Origin of the sequence: Microbacterium sp. (assembly GCF_035277845.1) — a bacterium.
Taxonomy (GTDB): Bacteria; Actinomycetota; Actinomycetes; order Actinomycetales; family Microbacteriaceae; genus Microbacterium.
Window position 1 is genome coordinate 1 of the sequence record NZ_DATEJS010000307.1, and the last position, 24,013, is coordinate 24,013.

The window sequence follows — 24,013 nt, forward strand, 5'->3', positions numbered from 1 at the left end:
GACGCGCTGCAGGCCGCGAGCGCGGAGCTGGTGCCGCTCGCGCAGCGCGAGACGCACCTCTCCGAGGCGCGGCTGACGGGCGAGGTCGTGCGCACCGCGACCCAGCTGCGGTTCTTCGCCGACGTCATCGAGGAGGGCTCGTACCTCGAGGCCACCGTCGACGCGCCGGATGCCGCGCTGATCCCGCCCCGCCCCGACCTGCGCCGCATGCTGCGCCCGCTCGGCGTCGTCGCGGTGTTCGCGGCGTCCAACTTCCCGTTCGCGTTCTCGGTCGCCGGCAACGACACCGCATCGGCGCTCGCCGCCGGGTGCCCGGTCGTGGTCAAGGCGCACCCGGGGCATCCGGAGCTGTCCCGCCGTGTCGCCGCGATCGTGCGCGACGCGATCCGGGATGCCGGGGGACCGGCCGACGCGCTCGTGCTCGTCGAGGGCATGGAGGAGGGCCTCGCGCTGGTGCGGCATCCGCTCGTCACCGCGGTCGGCTTCACCGGGTCGACGCGGGGCGGCCGGGCGCTGTTCGACCTCGCGGTGTCCCGCCCGCATCCGATCCCGTTCTACGGGGAGCTCGGCTCGGTGAACCCGGTCGTGGTCACCCCCGCCGCCGTGGCCGAGGATGCCGCCGGGCTCGCGGCGGGCCTCGCCGCCTCCTTCACGCGCGACGGCGGGCAGTACTGCACCAAGCCCGGCCTCGTGTTCGTCCCGGCCGGCACGGCGTTCGAGGGGGAGCTGGCGGCCGCCGTGGCATCCGCATCCGGTCAGCGGCTGCTGACCGAGGGGATGGCCGGAGCCTTCGCCGACGGCAGCATTGGCCTCGCGGAGCGCGCCGACGTGGACGTCATCGCCACGACGGAGGCGGAGGGCTCGGCGCCCATCGTCATGGCAACCGACACCGCGGCGTTCCTCGCGGACCCCGAGCTGTTCCAGCAGGAGCACTTCGGGCCGCTGACCCTGCTCGTGCGCTACGCGGACGCCGCGACCGACCTCGCCGACGCTCTCGCCGTGCTCGAGGGGAGCCTCACCGGGACCGTCCGCACCGCGGCAGCCGACGATGACGCGCTCGTCGCGCAGACGACAGACGCCCTCGGGCGGATCGCCGGGCGCGTGCTGTTCAACGGCTGGCCGACCGGGGTCGCGATCGCGTGGGGTCAGCACCACGGCGGACCCTGGCCGTCGTCGACGGCGTCCGTGCACACGTCGGTGGGGGCGACCGCCGTGCGGCGGTTCCTCGCGCCGATCGCATACCAGGACGCCCCGCAGCACGTGCTGCCGGCCGAGCTGCGCGACGGCAACCCGGCCGGCATCCCCCGTCGCGAGGACGGGGCGCTGGTCGTTCCCGCTACTTGATGAAGCGGAAGTTCAGCGGGTAGCGGTAGCTGCCGCCGTTGTTGACGGCGACGCCGCCCATGATCGAGAAGATCACGTTGAGCACCCACCATGCGAACGGGAGCAGCCACGTGATGAAGGCGAGGAACCAGAGGAAGCTCGTCAGGATGCTGAGCACGATCAGCAGGGCCACGTAGACGATCGTGAAGGTGATCTGCCAGTTCAGGGCTTCCTTGGCCTCGACGTTGGTGCGCGGGCCGCGATCCTTGAGCACCAGCCAGATGATCAGGGAAGGGAGGAAGCCGACGATGCCGCCGATGTGCGACCACATTGCGGCTTGCTTGTCGGACTCGGGGGACAGGGGCTGCGCTGCAGCGGAAGGCTGACTCATAGGCACCATTGTGGCGGGTCCCAGGCTCATTTGTCTGCTGGCGCGTCCGCGCCGCGGCGTAGCGTGGGGGACATGAGCACTCCTCCCATGCGACGCGTCGGCGCGTCGGGCCTTCTCGTGTCCGCTGTCGGCCTCGGCTGCAACAACTTCGGACGCAAGGGCACGGCCACCGAAACCCTCGAAGGGACGCGGGCGGTGCTGGATGCCGCCATCGACGCGGGCGTCACGTTCCTGGACACCGCCGACATCTACGGGGTGCCCGCCGGCACCAGCGAAACCCTCATGGGCGAAGCGCTCCAGGGCCGTCGTGACGAGGTCGTGCTTGCGACGAAGTTCGGGCACAACGCGTTCGCCGCGGCTCAGCTCGGCGGGTCGATGGCGTCCCGCACCTTCATCCGGCGGGCGGTCGAGGCATCCCTCACGCGCCTCCGGACCGACTGGATCGACCTGTACCAGCTGCACACGCCCGACCCGGGCACTCCGATCGACGAGACGCTGGGCACTCTCGACGACCTGGTCCGCGAGGGGAAGATCCGCTACTTCGGACACTCCAACTTCGCCGGCTGGCAGATCGCCGAGGCGCACTTCGTGGCCCGTGGCCGCCGTCAGACCCGGTTCGCGTCGGCGCAGAACCACTACAGCCTGCTGGCGCGCGGTGCGGAACGCGAGGTGCTGCCCGCGGTGCGACGGTTCGGGCTCGGGTTCTTCCCGTACTTCCCGCTGTACAACGGCCTGCTCACCGGCAAGTTCACCCGTGCGGGCGGACCGGAGGACAGCCGCATCATGCGGCAGCGGTCCCACTTGTGGGAGACGGCGCCGTGGGATGCGCTCGAGGCGTACCAGGCGTTCTGCGACGCGCGCGGCATCACGATGCTGCAGGCGACGTTCGGGTGGCTGCTGTCGCACGAGGAGCTGTCCTCGGTGATCGCCGGGGCGACGCGGCCGGAGCAGGTGCGGGCGAATGCCGAGGCGGCGGCGGCCTGGACGCCCACGGCCGAGGATCTGGTCGTCATCGACGAACTCTTCCCGCTGCCGGAGGACCCCGCCGCCTAGTCTGTGCGGCCGGTCGCCGCACGGGCGGACGGGGAGGGGCGGCGTAGGTTGAGGGGATGGCTCACATCCTCGCGTTCACCGGCGGCCACGTCGTCCCCGTCAGCTCCGACCCGATCCCGAACGGCACGGTCGTCGTGACCGACGGCGTCATCTCCGCGGTCGGCGGACCGGACACGCCGGTTCCGGCCGGCGCCGAGGTGGTGGATGCCGCCGGTGGCTGGGTCGTCCCGGGATTCGTCGAGTCCCACGGGCACGTGGGTGTGCACGAGGACGGCGAGGGCTGGTCGGGCAACGACACCAACGAGATGACCGACCCGAACGGGTCGCGGTTCCGAGCGATCGACGGCATCGACATCGAAGAGGTCGGGTTCCGCGATGCGCTGCGCGGCGGCGTCACGACGGTGGTCGTGAAGCCCGGTTCCGGCAACCCGATCGGCGGCCGCACCGTCGCCATCAAGACGTGGGGCGGCCGCACGGTCGACGAGCAGGTGCTCGCCTGGGACGTCTCGGTGAAGTCCGCGCTCGGCGAGAACCCGAAGCGCGTCTGGGGCGACAAGGGGAAGACCCCCGCGACCCGCCTCGGGGTGGCAAGCGTGCTGCGCGACGCGTTCGTCGCGGCGCAGAACTATGCGGACAAGCGTGCCGCGGCCGCGGACAAGGGCGACCCGTTCGAGCGCGACCTCGGCAAGGAGACCCTCGCCGCGGTGCTCGCCGGCGACCTGCTCTGGGACCAGCACTGCCACCGCCACGACGACATCGCGACCGCCATCCGCATCGCGGAGGAGTTCGGGTACACCCTCGTCGTCAACCACGGCACCGAGGCGCACAAGATCGCCGACGTGCTCGCCGAGAAGCGGATCCCGGTGATCTTCGGCCCGCTGCTCACGTCGCGATCGAAGGTCGAGCTGCGCGACCGCGCGATCGGCAACCTCGCTCTCGTCGCCGAGGCAGGGGTGAAGGTCGCCATCACGACGGACCACCCGGTCGTGCCCATCGACCAGCTGCGGCTGCAGGCGATCCTCGCGGTGCGCGAGGGACTGCCGGCATCCACCGCCCTGCAGGCGCTCACCGCGAACCCGGCCGACATCCTGCGGCTCGACGACCGCGTCGGCGCGCTGGAGCCCGGCCGCGACGGCGATATCGTGCTGTGGTCGGGCGATCCGCTCGCCGTCGACTCACGGGTCGAGCACGTGTACATCGAGGGCCGCGCCGTCTACGGGCCGGGCGACGACGGCGAGCCCCACGTCGTCGAGCGCTGGTCCCGTTTCGGCCGCTCCTCCTGGATGCGCTGACCCGCCTCGGTCGTCGCGCGAGCGAAGCGAGCCGAAACGCGTCGGCCGCGGGTGTCATCCCCCCGATCGGTCGTTGAGCGAGCGAAGCGAGCCGAAACGCAGCGACCCTGCGGCATCCGTAGGCTTGATCCGTGCCCGCCATCCTCAACATCTCCGCGTATCTCTTCACCCATCTCGCCGACGCCGCGACCCTCAAGCCGGCGCTCCGGGAGCGTGCCGTCGCGGCGGGGCTGAAGGGCACGATCCTGCTCGCCGAGGAGGGCATCAATCTGTTCCTCGCCGGTGACGCCGATGCCGTCCGCGCGTTCGTCGACGCGCTCCGCGACGACCCGCGCTTCGCCGCGCTCACCACGAAGGAGAGCTGGTCGGACACGCAGCCGTTCGGCCGCATGCTCGTCAAGGTCAAGCGCGAGATCATCCGGATGGACCATCCGACGATCCGCCCCGAGGCGGGTCGGGCGCCCGCCGTCGACCCGGCGACTCTGCGCCGCTGGCTCGATGCGGGCGCCGACGACGACGGCCGGGAGGTGGTGCTGCTGGACACCCGCAACGCGTTCGAGGTCGACTACGGCGCGTTCGCGGGCGCAGTGGACTGGCGCATCGAGCGGTTCACGCAGTTTCCGGATGCCGCGGCCGCGGCTGCCGCGGACCTGCAGGGCAAGACCGTGGTGAGCTACTGCACCGGCGGCATCCGCTGCGAGAAGGCGGCCATCCACCTGCGCGAGATCGGCGTCGACGCCTACCAGCTGGACGGCGGCATCCTGGGCTACTTCGAGCAGGTCGGCGGCGCGCACTGGAACGGGGAATGCTTCGTGTTCGACGAGCGCGAGGCGCTCACCCCGGAGCTCGCCCCGCGCTAGGAATCGGCCGTCGACCCGGCACCGGGATCATCGGATGCCGGCGGGTTCGCTCGGCGGAGCTCGGCGCGAATCGACGCGACCGTGGCCTCGAGCGTGCCCGAGGCGTCGATCCGGATCGCGCCGGGGCGCGCCGCGCGCACAGCAGTCAGTGACGAGATCAGCTCCGCCGCATCCGACGCCGCGAGCAGTCGGCTGTTGATCTCATGCTCGGGGCGGGTGGGGGAGTCGGCCCGGGTTGTCAGGCGATCGGCGAGACGGTCCGCGTCGACGTCGAGGACGAACTCGTGGAACGACGCGGAGCGGCGCCGGGCCAGGTCTTCGAGCGCTTCGATGAACTCCGTCCGGGCCGCGTACTGCCCGACGTACACGTCGTGCCCCGAGCGCAGCTGCTCATCGGCGAGGGCCAGGGCGAGGCGCCGGGCGTGCAGGCCCGACGCCGTCGGATCCTGCTCCCAGCCGCCCAGCGAGTGCTTGAGCTGGTCGACGTCGACCACCACGGCCAGCCGATCCTCGCGGCTGAGGGCGTGCGCCACGGTGGACTTCCCCGTACCCGGGGCGCCGTTGATGAACACGAGGCGCGCCATTTCGCTCTACGGCCTTCCGGCGGTGCGCAGACCGTCGAGGGCGACGGCGACGACGTCGTCCGCCAGGCGATCGGCGCCCTCCGGGCCGCCGGGCCGGTACCACTCCACGATCGAGTTGACGGTTCCGAACAGCAGGCGGGCAGCGACGGAGGCCTCGATGTCGCTGCGCACCGAGCCCTCGCGCTGGGCGTGGCGCACGAGCGCCGCGATGCGCTGGTCGAACGCGCGGCGACGCGTGAGCGCCCGTCGCTCCACCTCGCTGTTGCCGCGCACGCGCAGCAGCAGCGTGACGTGCGGGAGTTCGGCGACCAGCACCGCCACGGCGCCGCGCAGCACGGCCGCGAGCCGGTCGATCGCGCTGCCCGACATCGCCTCGTCGGTGTCGAGCACGGCCTCGAGCGACCCGAGCGCCCGCTCGAGCGACGCGTCCAGCACCTGCTCCTTCGAGTCGAAATGGTGGTACAGCGCGGCCTTGCTCAGACCGAGGCGCTCGGTGAGCACCGCGACCGACGTGGCGTCGTAGCCCAGCTCGTTGAAGACGCGCACAGCGCTGGCGAGCATCTGCTCACGGTCGTAGCCGGGGCGTCCGCGGCGCACCGGGACAGGGTCGGAGGCGTCGGTCACCTGGCCAGTCTGGCACCGCGGCGGCGCATTGTTGGCGTGGGCGCGCGATGTCTGCGATGATTACTGAACGATCGGTCGGTAATCGGGAGGCGAGGATGCCCCAGCCCAGTCTGCACGTCGAGGCACGCACGGACCGCGTCGTGGCGACGCTCGACCGCCCCGAGGTGCGCAACGCGATCGACCTCGACCTGGTGAACGGACTGCACGAGCTGTGCGCGCAGCTCGAGGCCGACCCGCGCGTGCTCATCCTGACCGGCGCGGGTGGCGTGTTCGCATCCGGGGCCGACATCGCCCAGCTGCGCGACCGCACGGCGGTCGACGCACGGGAGGGCATCAACATGCGGGTCTTCACGCGCATCGCGGACCTCCCCATGCCCGTGATCGCGGCGGTCGACGGGTGGGCGCTCGGCGGCGGAGCCGAACTCGCCTTCGCGGCGGACATCCGCATCGGCACGCCGCGCACGCGCATCGGCAACCCGGAACCGGGGCTCGGGATCCTGGCCGCGGCCGGGGCGACGTTCCGGCTGCCGGCCATCGTGGGGCACGCCCGCGCCGCGGAGCTGCTGCTGACCGGGCGCGTGCTGGATGCCGAGGAGGCCGTCGCCTGGGGCATCCTGTCGTCGTTGCACGACCCCGACGCGCTGCTGGACGCCGCCCACGCGATCGCCGACCGCATCGCCGCGAACGACGCCCTCGCCACCCAGTACACGAAGCGCGCGCTCGCCGCGCCGCACGACGCGCACCCCGAGATCGAATACGAGCTGCAGGCCGAGCTGTTCGAGCGGCCCGAGAAGAGGGAGCGCATGACCGCATTCCTGGAACGACGAGCGAAGCGATGAGCGACGTGCCGGAGCGCGTCGGGGTCGTCGGCGGTGGCCGGATGGGCGCCGGGATCGCTCACGCGTTCCTGCTGGCCGGGGCCCGCGTCCATGTCGTCGAGCAGGATGCCACGGCGGTCGCGGCGGCCCAGGCGCGGATCGGTGGGCTGCTCCAGGGGTCGCGGGAGCGCGGCATGACGGTGCCGGACGATGCCGCGCTGAGCGTCGGCACCGACATCGGTCCGTTCGCCGCGTGCCGGCTCGTGGTCGAGGCGGTGCCGGAGGACCCGGATCTCAAGGCGCGGGCGCTGACCCGGGTGGAGGCGGTGCTCGGGGAGCAGGCGGTGCTGGCATCCAACACGTCCTCTCTGTCGATCGGCGCGCTCGCGGCGGTACTCCGCCGCCCCGCTGCCTTTCTCGGCATGCATTTCTTCAACCCGGTGCCGTCGTCGAAGCTCGTCGAGCTCGTGATCGGGGCGCAGACGGCGGATGACGTGCGCGACCGGGCTGTCGGCTGGATCGAAGCGCTCGGCAAGAGTCCGATCGTGGTGCAGGACGCCCCTGGTTTCGCCTCGAGCCGGCTCGGGGTGGCACTCGGGCTCGAGGCCATCCGCATGGTGGAGGAGGGCGTCGCGTCGCCCGCCGACATCGACACCGCGATGCAGCTCGGATACGGGCATCCGATGGGACCGTTGCGCACCACCGACATCGTCGGGCTGGACGTGCGGCTGGCGATCGCCGAAGAGCTGAATGCGCGGCTCGGCGACCGGTTCGCCCCGCCGGAGCTGCTGCGGCGGATGGTCGCGGAGGGACGGCTCGGCCGCAAGAGCGGGCAGGGATTCTACGAATGGAGCGAAGGATGAGCGGCGTGCTGCCGAGCTTTGTGAACGGTGCCTGGGTCACCCCGGACGATCCGGATGCCACGGTGGTGCGGGATGCCTCGACCGGTGCCGAGGTGTGCCGCGTGTCGAGCCGGGGCCTCGACCTCGAAGGCGCGCTCGGCTACGCGCGCGATGTCGGGCAGCGCAGCCTCGGCCGCTTCACCTTCCACCAGCGCGCGCTGCTGCTGAAGCAGTTCGCCCTCGCGCTCAGCGAGCACAAGGACGAGTTGTATGCCCTGTCCGCGGCCGCGGGATCCACCGCCCGAGACGCCATGATCGACGTCGACGGCGGCATCGGCGTGCTGTTCACCTACTCCTCGAAGGGCCGGCGGGAGCTGCCCAACGCCCAGCTCATCGTCGACGGCCCGGTGGAGCCGCTCTCCAAGGACGGCTCGTTCTCCGGCCGGCATGTACTGACGCGCCTGCCCGGCGTCGCGGTTCAGATCAACGCCTTCAACTTCCCGATGTGGGGGCCGCTCGAGAAGTTCGCTCCCGCGTTCCTCGCCGGCGTGCCGAGCATCGTCAAGCCGGCCACTCCGACCGCGTACGTCACCGAGGCGTGGGTGCGGATCCTGCTCGACACCGGGCTCGTGCCGGAGGGATCGCTGCAGCTCATCAGCGGAGCGATCCCGGGCCTGCTCGCCCGGTTGCGGCTCGGCGACCTCGTGGGATTCACCGGCAGCGCGTCGACCGCCTCCCGGCTGCGCGCCGAAGTGCCGGGAGACGTGCGATTCACCGCGGAGACGGACTCCATCAACGCGTCGGTGCTGGGATTGGATGCCGCACCCGGCACCCCCGCGTTCGACGCGTACGTCCGCCAGTTGTTCACCGAGCTGACGGCGAAGACCGGCCAGAAGTGCACGGCCATCCGCCGCGCGATCGTCCCGGAAGACCGGGTGGAGGCGCTCGTCGAGGCGCTTCGGAGCATGATCGACAGCCGCGTGCGGATCGGCGACCCGCGCACCGACGGCGTCACGATGGGGCCGCTCGTCTCGCTCGAGCAGCGCGAGGAGGTGCTGCGCAGCGTGCAACGACTGCGGGACGCCGGCGGTGACCTGCTGCTCGGCGCCCCGGATGCTCCGGCGGACGCCGACCCGGCCGGCGCGTTCGTGGCGCCGATGCTGCTGGGATTCGTGGACGCGACCGTGCGCGAGGCGCACGAGGTCGAGGCCTTCGGTCCGGTCGCGACGCTGCTCACCTACCGCACGGTAGAGGAGGCTTCCGACATCGTCGCCCGCGGTGGGGGATCGCTCGTGACGTCCCTCGTCACCGACGACCCGGCACTCGCCGCGGACTTCGTCTCGCGCAGTGCGGCCTACAACGGCCGGGTTCTCGTTCTGAGCTCGGTGAACGTCCGCACCTCGACCGGTCACGGATCCCCGGTGCCGCACCTCGTGCACGGCGGCCCGGGACGTGCGGGCGGTGGTGAGGAGCTCGGCGGCATCCGCGCCGTGACCCACCACATGCAGCGCACCGCCATCCAGGGCTCGCCGGAGATGCTCACCGCGATCACCGGCGTCTGGCACGAGGGCGCCGCGACCGACACCGCGCGACACCCGTTCCGCAAGTCCCTCGCGGAACTGCACCTCGGCGACCGGTTCGCCAGCGAGCCGCGCGAGGTGACCCTCGCCGACATCGAGCACTTCGCCGAGTTCACCGGCGACACGTTCTACGCGCACATGGACGAGGAGGCGGCGGCCGCGAACCCGTTCTTCCCCGGCCGGGTCGCCCACGGCTACCTGCTGGTGTCGTTCGCCGCGGGGCTCTTCGTCGACCCGGCGCCGGGCCCGGTGCTGGCGAACTACGGCCTGGAGCACCTGCGGTTCCTGACCCCCGTGTCGCCGGGTGACAGCGTGCGGGTGACGCTCACGGCGAAGCAGATCACGCCGCGTGAGACCGACGACTACGGCGAGGTGCGGTGGGATGCGGTGCTGCGCAACCAGCGCGACGAGGTCGTGGCGACCTACGACGTGCTGACACTCGTCGCGAAGGAGTGAGCCGGGGTGCGCGGCGGGCACAGCAGGCTCGCCGCATCCCTGCCCGTGCGGACGGCTACGGCGTCGGGTCGCCCGGGGCCGTCGCAAGCCATGTGAGGAGCGTCGACGTCAGCGTGTAGCTCTCGCCGTCGCGCTGCTCGCGCACTTCGCTCGGATCCGACCGCTGGTCGGCGACCGTGGCATCCGGGAAGACGCCGGACAGCAGCTCGAGCGCCTCATCCGAACTCATGGCGCTCTCGAGCATGGCGGGGCGACGCTCGCCGTCGGCGTCGACCTCGAACCGGTCGACGACGAATCCGAGCGCCAGAACGCCGCCCGGAGTCAGCGCCGCCCGGGCGCGTTCGAGCAGCCGTCGCACGGCGGCAAGATCCGGAAGATGCTCGACGGCCGAGAAGGCGAAGACGAGATCGGCGGCGGACTCGAACTCGAACGCGGACAGGTCGACCGCTCGCGTCCGCAGCGTCGCGCCGACGCCGGGGGGAACGGCATCCCGCAGGTGTTCCAGCGCGGACTCGAGAAGGTCGACCGCGACGACGGTGGAACCCGCCGGCAGCTCCTCCAGCAGCGGGATGGTGTGCCGGCCGATCCCCGCGCCCAGGTCGTATGCGACGACGGGCCGGTCCGCGGCGAGAAGCGCGAGCGCGTCGGTCAGCAGGCGGTGGGGCCGCGCGAGCCACGTGCCGGGCTGGCCGAGCTCGGCCGCGGCGTAGAGCTCTTCGTGGTAGCGCACCGTCTCCCGGCGGGCGCGATCGAAGTCCGAGATCGGCTCCGGCGCGCGGCCGTGGTCCTCGTGCCCGTCGTCCATACCGGAACGCTACCCACCGATCCGCGGCGCGAGGCCGTGTCGGCCGCAGAACGACGCCCGGCGTCCGTTCACCGCAGGTCGTACACCCGCTTGTACTTGCCCTCGGACCGCGGCAGCACACCAGGCTCCTCGAGCACGATGTCGACGCTCGTGCCGATGTGCTGCTTGATCCGTTTCTGCAGCACGACGGTCGCGGCCTCGCACGTGTCGCGATCGAGGGCGGGATGCCGCTCGATGCGCACCGTGAGCGCGTCCAGCCGGCCGCGCCGCGTCAGCTCGAGGACGAAATGCGGGGTGAGCTGCTCGATGCCGAGCACCAGCTCCTCGATCTGCGTGGGGAACAGGTTGACGCCGCGCAGGATGATCATGTCGTCATCGCGGCCGGTGACCTTCTGCATCCGGCGCATGCCGGGCCGCGCCGTGCCGGGGAGGAGGCGGGTGAGGTCGCGCGTCCGGTAGCGGATCACCGGGAACGCCTCCTTGGTCAGCGACGTGAACACGAGCTCGCCGAGCTCCCCGTCGCCCACCGTCGCGCCGGTCTCGGCGTCGATGGTCTCGGGCAGGAAGTGGTCCTCCCAGATGTGCGGACCGTCCTTCGTCTCGACGCACTCGTTCGCGACGCCCGGGCCGATCACCTCGCTGAGCCCGTAGATGTCGACGGCGTCGAGGTCGAAGCGCTGCTCGATCGTGGTTCGCATCTCGTTGGTCCACGGCTCCGCCCCGAGGATCGCCACCTTCAGCGACGTCGAGCGCGGATCGATGCCGGATGCCTCCAGCGCGTCGCCGATCGTGAGCAGGTAGCTCGGCGTGCACGAGATCGCATCGGGGCGGAAGTCGTCGATCAGCTGCGCCTGGCGTGCGGTCTGACCGCCGGAGATCGGGATGACGGTGGCGCCGAGGGCCTGGGCACCGTCGTGCAGGCCCAGCCCGCCGGTGAACAGGCCGTAGCCGTACGCGTTGTGCAGCAGCATCCCGCGCCGCACCCCGGCCGCCCGCAGCGACCGCGCCACGAGCGACGCCCAGCGGTCGAGGTCGCCCTGCGTGTACCCCACGACCGTGGGCCGCCCGGTGGTGCCGGACGACGCGTGGATGCGGCGCACCTGATCCATCGGCACGGCGAACATGCCGAACGGGTACGACCGGCGCAGGTCCTCCTTGGTGGTGAACGGCAGCTTCTGCACGTCGTCGAGTTCCCGGATGTCGTCCGGGTGCACCCCGGCGGCGTCGAACTTCGCGCGGTACAGCGGCACGTTCTCGTAGGCGTGACGCACCGTCCACTGCAGGCGCTCGAGCTGCAGGGCGCGCAGTTCGTCGACGCTCAGGCGCTCCTCCGGGTCGAGGTCGGCGGTCTCCGGTGCGGTCACGTGCTGGGCGGTGGACATGCGGCATCCTTGTCGGGTCGAAGCGGAGGGGAAGGCGTCGGTGCGGCTCAGAGGGCTCGGTTCGTGGTGAACGACCGGCCGCGGAACTCGGCGACGACGTCGCCGGTCTCGTCGGTCACGGTGACGTCGTAGAGGCCGGTGCGGCCGCTGCGTGCCCGGCGCACCGCCGTGGCCGTCAGGGTCTGCCCGGCCGTCGTCGGCTTCAGGAACGCGATGTCCGCGCCGGCGGCCACCGTGACCTTCTCGTCCTCGTTGCACGCGTACGCGAAGGCGGTGTCGGCGAGGGCGAACACCAGTCCGCCGTGGGTGATCGCGAAGCCGTTGGTCATGTCCTCGCGCACGAGCATCGACATGACGGCGTGTCCCGGTTCGTTCCGCTCGATGCGGATGCCGAGCGCCTGCGCGGCACGGTCGTTCTGCATCATCGTGTGCGTGGATCGGGTGGCATCCGGCATCCTGATTCTCCTTCGAACCGGCGGTCGAACCGTCTGAGCCAGAGTATGCCATAATTACTGAACGAACGGTTGGTATTTCCGGACGGGAGGTCGACGATGATCGGGACCATCACGGCAGACGACGAGCTGCAGGCCGACTTCGACGCGCTCATCGCCGCCGATCAGCGCATCGAACCGCGGGACTGGATGCCCGACGCCTACCGGCGCACCCTCATCCGGCAGATCTCGCAGCACGCGCACTCCGAGATCATCGGCATGCAGCCCGAGGGCAACTGGATCACGCGGGCGCCGAGCCTCAAGCGCAAGGCGATCCTGATGGCGAAGGTGCAGGATGAGGCCGGTCACGGCCTGTACCTCTACGCGGCCGCACAGACCCTCGGCATCGCCCGTGACGTGATGACGCAGCAGCTCATCGACGGCAAGGCGCGTTACTCGTCGATCTTCAACTACCCGACGCCGACCTGGGCGGACATGGGCGCGATCGGCTGGCTCGTCGACGGTGCCGCGATCTGCAACCAGGTGCCGCTGTGCCGTGCCTCGTACGGGCCGTACGGGCGCGCGATGGTGCGCATCTGCAAGGAGGAGTCGTTCCATCAGCGGCAGGGCTTCGAGATCCTGCTGACCCTCATGCACGGCACCGAGGCGCAGCGCGAGATGGCACAGGATGCCGTGAACCGCTGGTACTGGCCGAGCCTCATGATGTTCGGGCCGCCCGACGACGAGTCGCCGAACTCGGCGCAGTCGATGGCGTGGAAGATCAAGCGGTTCTCCAACGACGACCTGCGCCAGCGGTTCATCGGGATGCTGGTGCCGCAGGCCGAGGCGCTCGGCGTGACGCTGCCCGACCCGGAGCTGCGCTGGGACGAAGAAGGACAGCGCTGGATCACGAGCGAGATCGACTGGGCCGAGTTCCAGGAGGTGCTCGCCGGACGCGGCCCGATGAACGCCTACCGGCTGCAGCACCGCCGCGACGCCCACGAGGACGGCGCCTGGGTGCGCGAGGCCGCGGCGGCGTATGCGAAGAAGCGGTCGTTGAGCGAGCGAAGCGAGACGAAACGCAGCGGAGCGCTCGCAGGGGAGGCCGCCTGATGTCCGCACCCGGTTCCGACACCACCCGCACCGACGCCGCCGAGGTGTGGCCGCTGTGGGAGGTCTTCGTGCGCGCCTCCCGCGGCCTCAGCCACGTGCACGTCGGCTCGCTGCACGCCCCCGACTCCGACATGGCGCTGCGCAACGCCCGCGACCTGTACACCCGGCGCGGCGAGGGCGTGTCGATCTGGGTGGTTCCGTCGGAGGCGATCACCACGAGCGACCCCGGCTCGAAGGGCGCCATGTTCGAAAGCCCCGCCGGCAAGAACTACCGCCACGCCAAGTACTACACCGCGTCCGAGGGGGTGCCGCACCTGTGAGCGAGCGAAGCGAGACGGAACGCGACGACCCGCACGGCACCGTCACCGTCGACGAGGTCGCCCTCAGCGCCGAACTCGCGGGCGGTGAGGGCGTCGCGGCATCCGCGGACGTCGCCGAATACGCCCTCTGGCTGGGCGACGATGCGCTCATCCTGTCTCAGCAGCTGGGCGCCTGGATCTCCCGCGCCCCCGAGCTCGAGGAGGACGTCGCGCTCGGCAACATCGCCCTCGACCTGCTCGGCCACGCCCGCAGCCTGCTGCGCTACGCCGGGACGTGGGACGGCCGCAGCGAGGACGATCTCGCCTACTTCCGCGACGAGCCGGACTGGCGCACCGCCTGGCTGTTCCAGCAGCCGAACGGCGATTTCGCGCACACGATCGCGCGGCAGCTCGCGGCATCCTGCTTCCAGTTCGAGCTGTACACCGCATTGCAGCGATCCGCGGATGCCACCCTCGCCGCGATCGCGGCCAAGTCGGTGAAGGAGGTCGAATACCACCGCGACCACGCCGTGCAGTGGACCCTGCGCCTCGCCGACGGCACCGACGAGTCGCGCCGGCGCATGATCGCCGCCGTCGGCGACGTGTGGCCGTACGTCGACGAGCTGTTCCGCGACGAGCCCCTCATCGAGCGTCTCGAGCGGGATGCCCCGGGCACGGTGGTTCGCCCGTCGATGCTGCGGGGGGCGTTCGACGAGGTGATCGCCGCCGTGTTCGCCGAGTGCGCCCTGGATGTCCCGTCCCTGCCGCCGAGCTCCGCCGGGGGACGGCGCGGCATCCACTTCCCGGCGATGGGCTACCTGCTCGCCGAGATGCAGGTGCTCGCCCGCCAGCACCCGGGAGCGACATGGTGACCGGACGCATCCTCCCGGTCGTCGAGCGAGCGCAGCGACGAGACGAAACGCGCACCCCACCGGTCGTTGAGCGAGGAGCGCAGCGACGAGACGAAACGCGCACCCCACCCCCGGTCGTTGAGCGAGGAGCGCAGCGACGAGACGAAACGCGGCGCCCCCCGGCGTGGGACATCGCCGCCTCCGTCCACGACCCCGAGATCCCCGTGCTCTCCATCGCCGACCTCGGCGTCCTTCGCGAGGTGCAGGCCGAGGGGGATGCCGTCACCGTCACCATCACCCCGACCTACTCCGGTTGCCCCGCGATGGACACCATCCGCGACGACCTCGTGCTCGCCCTCACCGCGGCCGGGTTCGCGCACGTCGACGTGCGCACCGCCCTCGCCCCGGCGTGGACGACCGACTGGATCACCCCGCACGGACGCGAGGCGCTCGCCGCCTTCGGCATCGCCCCGCCCGGACCGGTGACGGCGCGCAGCGGACCGATTCCGCTGCGGCTGTCGGTCAAGTGCCCCAACTGCGGGTCGCTCGACACGCGGGAGCTCGCACGATTCGGGTCCACGTCGTGCAAGGCGCTGTACCAGTGCCGTGCCTGCGACGAGCCGTTCGACCACTTCAAGGCGCACTGACATGCCACTGCCGACGCGCGGACGATTCCACCCGCTGACGGTCGCGGACGTGCGACCCCTCACCGACGACGCCATCGAGGTCACCTTCGCGGTGCCGCCGGACCTCGTCGACGACTACCACTACCTGCCCGGGCAGAACGTGGCCCTGCGGGCCGAGATCGACGGCCGCGAGGTGCGCCGTTCCTACTCGCTCTGCCGCGCTCCGCGGCCCGGGGCGGACCTCGTCAGCGTCGCCATCAAGCGCGACCCCGGCGGGCGGTTCTCGACGTGGGCGCAGACCCAGCTTCATCCCGGCGTGGTCGTCGACGTGATGAGCCCGCAGGGCACGTTCACGACGCGGCTGGCGGAACTCGACGGAAAGCACGTCGCCGGCATCGCCGCCGGTTCCGGCATCACACCGCTCATGGCGGTGGCGACCGCGGTGCTGGAGAATTCGGCGACCTCGCTGTTCACCCTCGTCTACACGAACCGGTCGCAGACGGACGTGATGTTCGCCGACGACCTCGCCGATCTGAAGGACCGCTTCCCGACGCGGCTCACCCTGCATCACGTGCTCTCGCGCGAGCAGCGTGCGGCCCCGGTGCTGTCCGGCCGCATCGACGAGCCGAAGCTTCGCACGATCCTGCAGCGGCTGCTGCCGCCGCAGACGGTGGACGAGTGGTTTCTGTGCGGACCCATCGAACTGGTGCAGATGTGCCGCGACGTGCTCGAGGATTGCGACGTCGACCGCAGCCACGTGCGCTTCGAGCTGTTCACGACGGGGGAGGAGCGCGAGGAGCCCGCGCGCCCGATCGAGGTGCGCGCCGACGAGCCGACCTACGCCTTCGACTTCACGCTCGATGGGCAGAGCTCCCACGTCGACAGCCCCCTCGTCGCCCGCGAATCGCTGCTGACAGCGGCGCTGCGGGTGCGGCCGGATGCCCCGTACTCCTGTTCCGGCGGGGTCTGCGGCACGTGCCGAGCGCGTCTGCTGCAGGGAGCGGTCACGATGACCGAGAACTACGCCCTGGAACCCGACGAGATCGAGCGCGGATACGTGCTCACCTGCCAGTCGCACCCCACGACGGACCGCGTCGTGGTGGACTATGACACCTGAGCCGGCACGCCACGGGAGGTCCGCATGATCGAGCTCGACATCCGTCCGGTCACCGGAAGCACGGGCACGGAGGCCCAGATCGCCACGGTCACCCTGGACGCCCCCGACAAGCTCAACGCCCTCGATCTCGAGGGGCTCGAGGAGCTGCGCGCCGCGTACGGTGTCGCCGAGACGGCGGGCGTGCGCGCGCTGGTGCTGCGCGGGGAGGGGCGCGCGTTCTGCGCCGGGCGGGACATCGCCGGGGTGGATGCCGCCACCGACGACGTCCCCGCCTATCTCGACGGCGCGCTCACGCCGCTGCTGCAGGAGATGTCCGCGTTCCCGGCGCCGACGTTCGCCGTCGCGCACGGGGCCTGCCTCGGCGTCGGGCTCGGGCTGCTCATCGCGACGGACGTGGTCTACGTCGCCGACACCGCGCGCATCGGCTCGCCGTTCGCGGCGCTCGGCGCGGTGCTGGATTCCGGCGGCCACGCGCTGCTCTACGAACGGCTCGGTGCGCACCGGGCGCTCGACCTCATCTACACGGGCCGGCTCATGACGGGCGCAGAGGCGGTGGCGGCCGGACTCTTCTCGCAGGTGTTCCCCGCGGACGAGGTCGACGACGCCGCGATCCGCGCCGCAGAGACCGCGGCGACGGGGGCGACGCAGGCGTTCCTGGCATCCAAGCGGCTCATCCAGAGCCTGCGCGACGAACGCCTCGGCCTGTGGGATGCCATGGCCCGCGAGAACCAGGCCCAGGCCGCCCTGCAGGCCACCGCGGACTATCGCGAGGGCTTCGCGGCGTTCACCGAGAAGCGCCCGCCGATCTTCACCGGCCGCTGAACGACCCGCATATCGGTTCGCTGACAGCGCACGGACGTTCCTTCCCCGTCCCTCAAGGTGGGCGTAGCGTTACTTGACGCGCCGCAACCATCGGGTCGCTCCCGAGCCGGCACGTGCGCGCAGGAAGGATGCCATGCTCGGCAAGCTCCTCGTCCGCTACCTCCAGCCCGCATGGCTGCTGATGATCGGCGTGCTCGTCTTCCAGGTCGCGCAGTCGCTGGCATCCCTGTGGCTGCCGACGCTCAACGCCGACATCATCGACAACGGCGTCATCAAGGGCGACATCGACTACATCTGGCGCACCGGCGGCCTGATGCTCGCGGTGAGCCTGGCGCAGATCGTCTGCTCGGTGATCGCGGTGTACTTCGGCTCACGACTCGCGATGGGCATGGGCCGCGACCTGCGCCGGGACCTCTTCCGCCGCGTGGTGTCGTTCTCGCAGCGCGAGGTGGGGTCGTTCGGCGCCCCCTCGCTGATCACCCGCAACACCAACGACGTGCAGCAGGTGCAGATGCTGGTGCAGATGTCGGCGACGCTGATGGTGTCCGCGCCCATCCTCGCGATCGGCGGGGTGATCTTCGCCATCCGGCAGGACGTCGGACTGTCGTGGCTGATGCTCGTCTCGGTGCCGGTGCTGCTCATCATCGTGTCGCTCATCGTGGTGCGGATGGTGCCCGCGTTCCGCTCCATGCAGCGGCGCATCGACCGCGAGAACCAGATCATGCGCGAGCAGTTGACCGGCATCCGCGTGGTCCGCGCGTTCGTGCGCGAACGCGAGGAGCGCGGGCGGTTCACCCAGGCGTCCGCGGACGTGCGCGACACCGGGCTGCGCGCCGGGAACCTGATGGCGATGATGTTCCCGGCGGTGATGCTGGTGCTGAACGTCTCCTCGGTCGCGGTCATCTGGTTCGGGTCGTTCCAGGTGCAGGACGGCAACGCGCAGATCGGCACGCTGTTCGCGTTCCTCACCTACCTCATGCAGATCCTCATGGGCGTGATGATGGCCACGTTCATGTTCGTGATGATCCCGCGCGCCGCGGTGTGCGCCGGCCGCATCGGCGAGGTGCTCGAGACCGCACCGTCGGTCGCCGCTCCGGCTGAGCCGACGGATGCCCCGGCCCCGGTCGGACGCATCGTGTTCGACCACGTCGACTTCGCCTATCCCGGCGCCGACCAGGCCGTGCTGCACGACATCTCCTTCACCGTGGAGCCCGGCACCACCACCGCCGTGATCGGCTCCACGGGCGCCGGCAAGACCACCCTCGTGGGACTCCTCCCGCGCCTGTTCGACGTCACCGCCGGGTCGGTGACGGTCGACGGGGTCGACGTGCGCGAGTACGACCCCGACGAGCTGTGGCGGCGCATCGGCCTGGTGCCGCAGCGGGCGTTCCTGTTCTCCGGGTCGGTGGCATCCAACCTGCGCTACGGCGACGATCAGGCCACGGACGCCGACCTGTGGCGGGCGCTGGAGATCGCACAGGGACGGGATTTCGTCGAGGCGATGCCGGAGAAGCTCGACGCGCCCATCGCCCAGGGCGGCACGAACGTCTCGGGCGGTCAGCGCCAGCGCCTCGCCATCGCCCGGGCCCTCGTCCGCAATCCCGAGATCTACATCTTCGACGACTCGTTCTCGGCGCTCGACCTGCGCACCGACGCGTCCTTGAGACGCGCCCTGGACACCCGCCTGCCGGATGCCACCCGGCTGGTGGTCGCGCAGCGGGTGTCCACCATCCAGCACGCCGACCAGATCGTCGTGCTCGACCACGGCCGCATCGTCGGCCTCGGCACGCATGACGAGCTCGCGGAGTCCAACGAGACCTACCGCGAGATCGTCGAATCCCAGCTCTCGGTGGAGGCGGCATGAGCACCCCCAGGCCCGCATCGCACACGGCCGGCGCACCGGCCGGAGCCCCCGCGCGCGTCGGCCCGGGCGGAGGCGGCCGCGGTCCCTTCGGCCGAGGCATGGGCGCCCCGGTGCAGAAGGCGCAGAACTTCGGCCCGAGCGCGCGGCGCCTGCTCGGCACGCTGCGACCGGACAAGTGGCTGCTCGCGGTCGTGGTGCTCTTCAGCGTGCTCAGCGTCGGCATGAACGTGCTCGGCCCGAAGATCCTCGGCGCCGCCACCAACGTCGTCGTGGACGGGTTCGTGTCGCTGCAGTTCGCGCATCTGCCCGCCGGCACGACGCAGCAGCAGATCATCGACCAGATGAAGCAGGCCGGGCAGACGCAGCAGGCCCAGACGCTGCAGTCGATGACCTTCGTCCCGGGCGCGGGCATCGATTTCGGCAGGCTCGGGATGCTGCTCGCGGCCGTCCTCGCGCTCTACATCGCCGCCAGCATCTTCTCGTGGCTGCAGGCGCGCATCCTCAACGGCATCGTGCAGCGGGCCATGCACCGCCTCCGCATCAGCGTCGAGGACAAGATCCACCGGCTGCCGCTGTCGTACTTCGACGGGATGCAGCGCGGCGAGCTGCTGAGCCGCGTCACCAACGACGTCGACAACATCGGCCAGTCCATGCAGCAGTCCCTGTCGCAGGTGGTGGTGTCGCTGCTGACGGTGCTCGGCGTGCTCGTGATGATGTTCGTCATCTCCCCGCTCCTCGCCGTGATCGCCCTGGTCACGATCCCGCTCACGCTGGTCGTGACGATGCTCGTCGCCAAGCGCTCGCAGAAGCTGTTCGTCGCCCAGTGGGGCGCGACCGGCAAGCTCAACGCACGCGTCGAGGAGACCTACTCCGGCCACTCGATCGTGAAGGTGTTCGGCCACCAGAACGAGGTCGAGGCCGAGTTCGACGTCGAGAACGACGCCGTCTACCGGGCGAGCTTCGGCGCCCAGTTCGTGTCCGGGCTGATCATGCCGATCATGATGTTCATCGGGAACCTCGTCTACGTCGGCATCGCCGTCGTGGGCGGGGTGATGGTCGCGAACGGGGCCATCTCGATCGGCGATGTGCAGGCGTTCATCCAGTACTCCCGGCAGTTCACGCAGCCGCTCAGCCAGCTGGGCTCGATGGCGAACCTGCTGCAGTCCGGCGTCGCCAGCGCCGAGCGCGTCTTCGAGCTCCTCGACGCTCCCGAGCAGGATGCCGACCCGCAGCCCGCCGCGAACGTGCCCGACGAGGCATCCACTCTCGTCTTCGACGACGTGTCGTTCCGCTACGTGCCCGACCAGCCGCTCATCCACGGCCTGAGCCTCACGGCCGAGCCCGGCAGCACCGTCGCGATCGTGGGGCCGACCGGCGCCGGCAAGACGACGCTCGTCAACCTCATCATGCGGTTCTACGACGTCGACTCCGGCCGGATCACCCTGGACGGCGTCGACACGCGGGCCATGACACGCACGGATCTGCGGGCGCGCACCGGCATGGTGCTGCAGGACACGTGGCTGTTCGCCGGCACGATCCGCGACAACATCGCGTACGGCGATCCGGATGCCACCGAGGAGCAGATCCACGCGGCGGCGACCGCGGCCTACGTCGACCGGTTCGTGCACGCGCTGCCCGACGGCTACGACACCGTGCTCGACGACGAGGCGACGAACCTCAGCGTCGGCGAGCGGCAGCTCGTCACGATCGCCCGGGCATTCCTGTCCGATCCCCGCATCCTGATCCTCGACGAGGCGACGAGCTCGGTGGACACCCGCACCGAGCTGCTCATCCAGCGCGCGATGTCGCGCCTGCGCGCCGACCGCACGTCGTTCGTCATCGCGCACCGGCTCTCCACGATCCGCGACGCCGACCTGATCCTGGTGATGGAGGACGGCGGGATCGTCGAGCAGGGCACCCACGACGAGCTGCTGCTGGCGCACGGCGCGTACTGGCGGCTGTACAACGCCCAGTTCGAGGCGGCGATCGGCGACGAGGAGGAGCCGGACGCCGTCGGCGTCGTCTCCGGCCGCTGAGCCGGTGCCCTAGGATGTGAACACGCCGCGACCAGCCGCGGCCCCGGCAAGCGAAGGACTGCGGCGTGCCCGACGTAACCACACGGTTCCACACCGTCGAGCTGCCCGACGGTCCCCTGGAACTGTCGTGGGCGGCCGTCACGGACGTGGGCCGGCGTCGCGAGACCAATCAGGATGCCGTGCTGGCGCAGTATCCGCTGTTCATCATCGCCGACGGCATGGGCGGTCACATCGGCGGCGAGATCGCCAGCTCCCGCACGGTCGCGCGCATGCAGTCCGTCGCCGGGTCCGCGAAGATCACCCCGCGCGAGATCGAGAAGGCGATCAAGCTCGCCGTCCGGGACATCGCCTCGCATCCCGGGTCGACCGACGACGGCACCGGCACGACCCTCACCGGGGTCTACCTCGACGTGTCGGGGCTGGTCCCGCACTGGGTGACGCTGAACATCGGCGACTCCCGCGTGTACCTGCTGCGCGACGGCCGGATCGCGCAGGTCACCACCGACCACTCCGTCGTGCAGGAGCTCATCGCCGCGGGCCGCCTCTCGCCGGAGGAGGCCGAGAGCCACCCCTACGGCAACGTCATCACCCGCGCCGTCGGGCCGAGCGACCACGTCAAGCCCGACTACGTGCGCCTCGACGTCGTCGAGGGCGACCGGTTCGTGATCTGCTCGGACGGGCTCACGAAAGAGCTCACCGACTACGGCATCCAGCACTTCCTCGGCGAGCACCCCGACGCGGCCGACGCCGTGGAGGCCATGCTCGACGCGGCCCTGGAGAACGGCGGCCGCGACAACGTGTCGATCATCGTTCTCAACGTCGGGTCGCCCGAGTCGCTCGTCGACGACGAGCGGGATGCCGATGCCCCGCGCGAGGACGAGTCGGACGCCGACGAGTCGGACGCCGACGAGTCGGACGCGGATGATGCCGACGAGTCCGATGCCGACGACTCGGATGCCGACGAGGCGGGTGCGGCGGATGGTGCGGACGAGGCCGGCGACGCCGAGGATCGCTCGGCCTGACGTGGGCTGACCGTCCGCCGCGGGCGACTTATCCACAGGCGCCGACTGCGGGTGGCGGATCGGGCATCCCGGCTCGTTGACTGGGAGCATGACCTCGCCGTCGCCGTTCACGCCCACGCTGTCCTCGCGTCTGGAGGGTTCCGCCGGGATCGTCGCGCCTCCGCCCGCGCACGCCGCCTTACGCGCGCCGGCCGTTGCACCGGAGGAGCCGCTGCGGCTTCCCGATGTCGCCGACCCGCCTCGGCGCGGACCGCTGCCGCTGCTCGCGTCTCTCGTGCCGGTCGTGGGAGCGGTGGTGCTCTGGCTCGTGACCGGCTCGATGTTCATGCTGTGGTTCGCGATGCTCGGGCCGCTGATCGCGGTGGCGACGACGTTCGACGGCCGGCGTGCGGCCAGACGCGACCGGGCGCGCCGCCAGGCCGAGTCGGTGCAGGCGCGCACCCGGGTGGCGGAGCTGATCGAGGAGCGGCAGGAGCGGGAGCGAGACCGGCTCTGGGCGGGGCATCCGGATGTCGCGACCGCCGTCGGAGCGGGTGTGATCTGGACCAGCACGGCCGACCGGCGTGCCGCGATCGTCGTCGGCGCGGGGCAGGTGCCGAGCACCGTTCGGGTGTCCGGCGGGGAGGGCGATCCGGAGGCCGCCGCCCTTCGAGCGCGGGCCGCCGTGCTCGAGGAGGCGCCGGTGACGGTGCCGGCGGGCATCGGGGTCGCGGTGGTCGGGCCGGAGCCGGTGGCGGCGGCCGTGCTGCGCGCGCTCGCCGCCCAAGTGCTGGTGGCATCCGCCCCGGGAGACCTGCGCCTGGTCGGCGACCCGCACGGCGAGACCGAATGGCTGCAGGTCGCCCCCCATCGACGCGCGGCCACCGGGACGACGCTGGCGGTGGCCGGGCCCGCCGCGCCGCTGGTCGACGCCGACATCGTGCTCGCGCGTGTAGCCGAGGGGATGCCGGTGCCGCCGCGCTGCGGGGCGGTGCTCACCCTCACGGGGATCGACCGTGCGACGCTGGCGGTAGGGGCCGACACCGCCGAGCTCCGGGTGGAGGGGCTGTCGCTCTCGCAGGCGCGGGCGCTCGCGGCCGGGCTCGCCGACCGGGCGACGGCGGTGTTCGGTGCAGCGGACACGGTGGTGGCGGCAGCGCTGGCGGATCTGCTCGATGGCCGGCTTCCGGATGAGGCATCCGCTTCTGCGAACAGCCTCGCCGCCGTGCTCGGCACCGCCGGGCGGAGTCCGTTCGCGGTCGACCTCGTCGCGGACGGACCCCACGCGGTCGTCGTCGGGATGACCGGTGCCGGCAAGAGCGAGCTGCTCATCTCGTGGGTGACGTCGCTGTGCGCGACACACGGACCGGATGAGGTGTCGTTCCTGCTCGCCGACTTCAAGGGAGGCACCGCGTTCGACGCACTGCGCGGGCTGCCGCACGTGTCGGGCGTCATCACCGACCTCGACGGGTCCGGCGCGCGGCGCGCGCTGCAGAGCCTGTCGGCCGAGCTGCGCTGGCGCGAGGCGCAGCTCGTGCAGGCGGGTGCCCGGGACATCCGCGACGACCGGGTGCGGATGCCGCGTCTCGTGGTGATCGTGGACGAGTTCGCCGCTCTGCTCGCAGAGCACCCCGAGCTGCAGGCGCTGTTCACCGACGTCGCCGCCCGGGGCCGCGCGCTCGGCATGCACCTCGTGCTGGGCACGCAGCGGGCCGCGGGAGTGCTGCGCGACGCGCTGCTGGCGAACTGCCCGCTGCGGATCTGCCTGCGGGTCGCGGATGCCGCGGACAGCCGCATGGTCGTCGGCACGGACGAGGCGGCTGCGCTCCCCGGTGGGGCGGAG

At 71.3% G+C, this 24,013-nt stretch carries 23 protein-coding genes; 17 read left to right on the top strand and 6 right to left on the bottom strand.

Features of this window, described 5'->3' with window-relative positions; all coding sequences use genetic code 11:
* Positions 1 to 1,344: aldehyde dehydrogenase family protein (locus tag VJR25_RS13490; protein WP_324115855.1), on the top strand; the 1,344-nt coding region annotated here is incomplete at its 5' end.
* On the opposite strand, the gene VJR25_RS13495 is transcribed toward VJR25_RS13490, so the two are convergent.
* Positions 1,337 to 1,714 carry a DUF4870 domain-containing protein gene (locus VJR25_RS13495; RefSeq protein WP_324115857.1) on the bottom strand — a complete coding sequence of 126 codons (378 nt, stop codon included), beginning with the start codon at positions 1,712 to 1,714 and terminating at the stop codon, positions 1,337 to 1,339. The two genes, VJR25_RS13490 and VJR25_RS13495, sit on opposite strands and share 8 nt — an antisense overlap.
* A gap of 72 nt (positions 1,715 to 1,786) precedes the next feature.
* Here VJR25_RS13495 and VJR25_RS13500 point away from each other — a divergent pair, with 72 nt between their 5' ends.
* The 3 genes from VJR25_RS13500 (at position 1,787) to VJR25_RS13510 (ending at position 4,919) form a co-directional block, all read left to right on the top strand.
* Complete coding sequence (locus VJR25_RS13500; protein WP_324115860.1) at positions 1,787 to 2,767, top strand: aldo/keto reductase; 981 nt, start codon at positions 1,787 to 1,789, stop codon at positions 2,765 to 2,767.
* A 56-nt stretch (positions 2,768 to 2,823) separates the two neighbouring features.
* Positions 2,824 to 4,059 (top strand): amidohydrolase, encoded by a 1,236-nt coding sequence (locus VJR25_RS13505; RefSeq protein ID WP_324115862.1) that lies wholly within the window; start codon positions 2,824 to 2,826, stop codon positions 4,057 to 4,059.
* Positions 4,060 to 4,190: 131 nt separating this feature from the next.
* Positions 4,191 to 4,919, top strand: coding sequence for a sulfurtransferase (locus VJR25_RS13510; protein WP_324115864.1), 729 nt, complete (start codon positions 4,191 to 4,193; stop codon positions 4,917 to 4,919).
* Here VJR25_RS13510 and VJR25_RS13515 read toward each other — a convergent pair.
* Positions 4,916 to 5,503 (bottom strand): AAA family ATPase, encoded by a 588-nt coding sequence (locus VJR25_RS13515; protein WP_324115866.1) that lies wholly within the window; start codon positions 5,501 to 5,503, stop codon positions 4,916 to 4,918. The two genes, VJR25_RS13510 and VJR25_RS13515, sit on opposite strands and share 4 nt — an antisense overlap.
* Positions 5,504 to 5,509: 6 nt before the next feature.
* Positions 5,510 to 6,064, bottom strand: a complete 555-nt coding sequence (locus VJR25_RS13520) for a TetR/AcrR family transcriptional regulator (protein ID WP_324115899.1) — start codon at positions 6,062 to 6,064, stop codon at positions 5,510 to 5,512.
* A gap of 158 nt (positions 6,065 to 6,222) precedes the next feature.
* Here VJR25_RS13520 and VJR25_RS13525 point away from each other — a divergent pair, with 158 nt between their 5' ends.
* Genes VJR25_RS13525 through paaZ form a run of 3 tightly spaced genes read left to right on the top strand, consistent with a single transcriptional unit; the run spans position 6,223 to position 9,823 of the window.
* On the top strand, positions 6,223 to 6,966 hold the full coding sequence (locus tag VJR25_RS13525; protein WP_324115868.1) for an enoyl-CoA hydratase/isomerase family protein: 744 nt from the start codon (positions 6,223 to 6,225) through the stop codon (positions 6,964 to 6,966).
* Positions 6,963 to 7,808, top strand: coding sequence for a 3-hydroxyacyl-CoA dehydrogenase family protein (locus VJR25_RS13530; RefSeq protein WP_324115870.1), 846 nt, complete (start codon positions 6,963 to 6,965; stop codon positions 7,806 to 7,808). The genes VJR25_RS13525 and VJR25_RS13530 overlap by 4 nt, the downstream gene beginning before the upstream one ends.
* Positions 7,805 to 9,823: a phenylacetic acid degradation bifunctional protein PaaZ gene (gene paaZ / locus VJR25_RS13535; protein ID WP_324115872.1), complete on the top strand. Its 2,019-nt coding sequence runs from the start codon at positions 7,805 to 7,807 to the stop codon at positions 9,821 to 9,823. The genes VJR25_RS13530 and paaZ overlap by 4 nt, the downstream gene beginning before the upstream one ends.
* Before the next feature lie 55 nt (positions 9,824 to 9,878).
* On the opposite strand, the gene VJR25_RS13540 is transcribed toward paaZ, so the two are convergent.
* From VJR25_RS13540 to paaI, 3 genes are all read right to left on the bottom strand, one after another.
* Positions 9,879 to 10,628, bottom strand: coding sequence for a class I SAM-dependent methyltransferase (locus tag VJR25_RS13540; protein ID WP_324115875.1), 750 nt, complete (start codon positions 10,626 to 10,628; stop codon positions 9,879 to 9,881).
* Between the two features lie 68 nt (positions 10,629 to 10,696).
* Entirely contained in the window at positions 10,697 to 12,010 is a 1,314-nt protein-coding gene (paaK, locus tag VJR25_RS13545) for a phenylacetate--CoA ligase PaaK (protein ID WP_324115877.1), read from the bottom strand.
* Positions 12,011 to 12,057: 47 nt separating this feature from the next.
* The gene (gene paaI / locus VJR25_RS13550) at positions 12,058 to 12,465 is read right to left on the bottom strand and encodes a hydroxyphenylacetyl-CoA thioesterase PaaI (protein WP_324115880.1); all 408 of its coding nucleotides are present in this window, start codon (positions 12,463 to 12,465) and stop codon (positions 12,058 to 12,060) included.
* A 96-nt stretch (positions 12,466 to 12,561) separates the two neighbouring features.
* Between paaI and paaA the strand changes: the two genes are divergently transcribed.
* The 10 genes from paaA to VJR25_RS13600 all read left to right on the top strand — a co-directional run.
* Positions 12,562 to 13,554 (top strand): 1,2-phenylacetyl-CoA epoxidase subunit PaaA, encoded by a 993-nt coding sequence (gene paaA, locus VJR25_RS13555; RefSeq protein ID WP_324115882.1) that lies wholly within the window; start codon positions 12,562 to 12,564, stop codon positions 13,552 to 13,554.
* The gene (gene paaB, locus VJR25_RS13560; protein ID WP_324115884.1) at positions 13,554 to 13,874 is read left to right on the top strand and encodes a 1,2-phenylacetyl-CoA epoxidase subunit PaaB; all 321 of its coding nucleotides are present in this window, start codon (positions 13,554 to 13,556) and stop codon (positions 13,872 to 13,874) included. Before paaA ends, paaB begins: the two co-directional genes overlap by 1 nt.
* Positions 13,871 to 14,725: a 1,2-phenylacetyl-CoA epoxidase subunit PaaC gene (gene paaC / locus VJR25_RS13565; protein ID WP_324115886.1), complete on the top strand. Its 855-nt coding sequence runs from the start codon at positions 13,871 to 13,873 to the stop codon at positions 14,723 to 14,725. Before paaB ends, paaC begins: the two co-directional genes overlap by 4 nt.
* 170 nt (positions 14,726 to 14,895) lie before the next feature.
* A complete protein-coding gene (gene paaD / locus VJR25_RS13570; protein WP_324115901.1) occupies positions 14,896 to 15,351 on the top strand; it encodes a 1,2-phenylacetyl-CoA epoxidase subunit PaaD in 456 nt (151 codons plus the stop codon).
* A gap of 1 nt (position 15,352) precedes the next feature.
* Complete coding sequence (gene paaE, locus VJR25_RS13575) at positions 15,353 to 16,447, top strand: 1,2-phenylacetyl-CoA epoxidase subunit PaaE (RefSeq protein WP_324115888.1); 1,095 nt, start codon at positions 15,353 to 15,355, stop codon at positions 16,445 to 16,447.
* 24 nt (positions 16,448 to 16,471) lie between these two features.
* Positions 16,472 to 17,269: an enoyl-CoA hydratase/isomerase family protein gene (locus VJR25_RS13580; RefSeq protein WP_324115890.1), complete on the top strand. Its 798-nt coding sequence runs from the start codon at positions 16,472 to 16,474 to the stop codon at positions 17,267 to 17,269.
* A gap of 133 nt (positions 17,270 to 17,402) precedes the next feature.
* The gene (locus VJR25_RS13585) at positions 17,403 to 19,133 is read left to right on the top strand and encodes an ABC transporter ATP-binding protein (protein ID WP_324115891.1); all 1,731 of its coding nucleotides are present in this window, start codon (positions 17,403 to 17,405) and stop codon (positions 19,131 to 19,133) included.
* Complete coding sequence (locus VJR25_RS13590) at positions 19,130 to 21,169, top strand: ABC transporter ATP-binding protein (RefSeq protein WP_324115893.1); 2,040 nt, start codon at positions 19,130 to 19,132, stop codon at positions 21,167 to 21,169. Before VJR25_RS13585 ends, VJR25_RS13590 begins: the two co-directional genes overlap by 4 nt.
* A gap of 65 nt (positions 21,170 to 21,234) precedes the next feature.
* Positions 21,235 to 22,191, top strand: coding sequence for a PP2C family protein-serine/threonine phosphatase (locus tag VJR25_RS13595; protein ID WP_324115895.1), 957 nt, complete (start codon positions 21,235 to 21,237; stop codon positions 22,189 to 22,191).
* A gap of 88 nt (positions 22,192 to 22,279) precedes the next feature.
* Positions 22,280 to 24,013 (top strand): FtsK/SpoIIIE domain-containing protein (locus tag VJR25_RS13600; protein ID WP_324115897.1); only part of this gene is annotated, 1,734 nt, incomplete at its 3' end.

Bases quoted from the DNA above. Each gene is read 5' to 3' on its own strand.
- VJR25_RS13495 (WP_324115857.1), bottom strand. From the start codon at position 1,714: ATGAGTCAGCCTTCCGCTGCAGCGCAGCCCCTGTCCCCCGAGTCCGAC.
- VJR25_RS13500 (WP_324115860.1), top strand. From the start codon at position 1,787: ATGAGCACTCCTCCCATGCGACGCGTCGGCGCGTCGGGCCTTCTCGTG.
- VJR25_RS13505 (WP_324115862.1), top strand. From the start codon at position 2,824: ATGGCTCACATCCTCGCGTTCACCGGCGGCCACGTCGTCCCCGTCAGC.
- VJR25_RS13515 (WP_324115866.1), bottom strand. From the start codon at position 5,503: ATGGCGCGCCTCGTGTTCATCAACGGCGCCCCGGGTACGGGGAAGTCC.
- VJR25_RS13520 (WP_324115899.1), bottom strand. From the start codon at position 6,064: ATGCTCGCCAGCGCTGTGCGCGTCTTCAACGAGCTGGGCTACGACGCC.
- VJR25_RS13525 (WP_324115868.1), top strand. From the start codon at position 6,223: ATGCCCCAGCCCAGTCTGCACGTCGAGGCACGCACGGACCGCGTCGTG.
- VJR25_RS13530 (WP_324115870.1), top strand. From the start codon at position 6,963: ATGAGCGACGTGCCGGAGCGCGTCGGGGTCGTCGGCGGTGGCCGGATG.
- paaZ (WP_324115872.1), top strand. From the start codon at position 7,805: ATGAGCGGCGTGCTGCCGAGCTTTGTGAACGGTGCCTGGGTCACCCCG.
- VJR25_RS13540 (WP_324115875.1), bottom strand. From the start codon at position 10,628: ATGGACGACGGGCACGAGGACCACGGCCGCGCGCCGGAGCCGATCTCG.
- paaK (WP_324115877.1), bottom strand. From the start codon at position 12,010: ATGTCCACCGCCCAGCACGTGACCGCACCGGAGACCGCCGACCTCGAC.
- paaI (WP_324115880.1), bottom strand. From the start codon at position 12,465: ATGCCGGATGCCACCCGATCCACGCACACGATGATGCAGAACGACCGT.
- paaA (WP_324115882.1), top strand. From the start codon at position 12,562: ATGATCGGGACCATCACGGCAGACGACGAGCTGCAGGCCGACTTCGAC.
- paaB (WP_324115884.1), top strand. From the start codon at position 13,554: ATGTCCGCACCCGGTTCCGACACCACCCGCACCGACGCCGCCGAGGTG.
- paaE (WP_324115888.1), top strand. From the start codon at position 15,353: ATGCCACTGCCGACGCGCGGACGATTCCACCCGCTGACGGTCGCGGAC.
- VJR25_RS13580 (WP_324115890.1), top strand. From the start codon at position 16,472: ATGATCGAGCTCGACATCCGTCCGGTCACCGGAAGCACGGGCACGGAG.
- VJR25_RS13585 (WP_324115891.1), top strand. From the start codon at position 17,403: ATGCTCGGCAAGCTCCTCGTCCGCTACCTCCAGCCCGCATGGCTGCTG.
- VJR25_RS13590 (WP_324115893.1), top strand. From the start codon at position 19,130: ATGAGCACCCCCAGGCCCGCATCGCACACGGCCGGCGCACCGGCCGGA.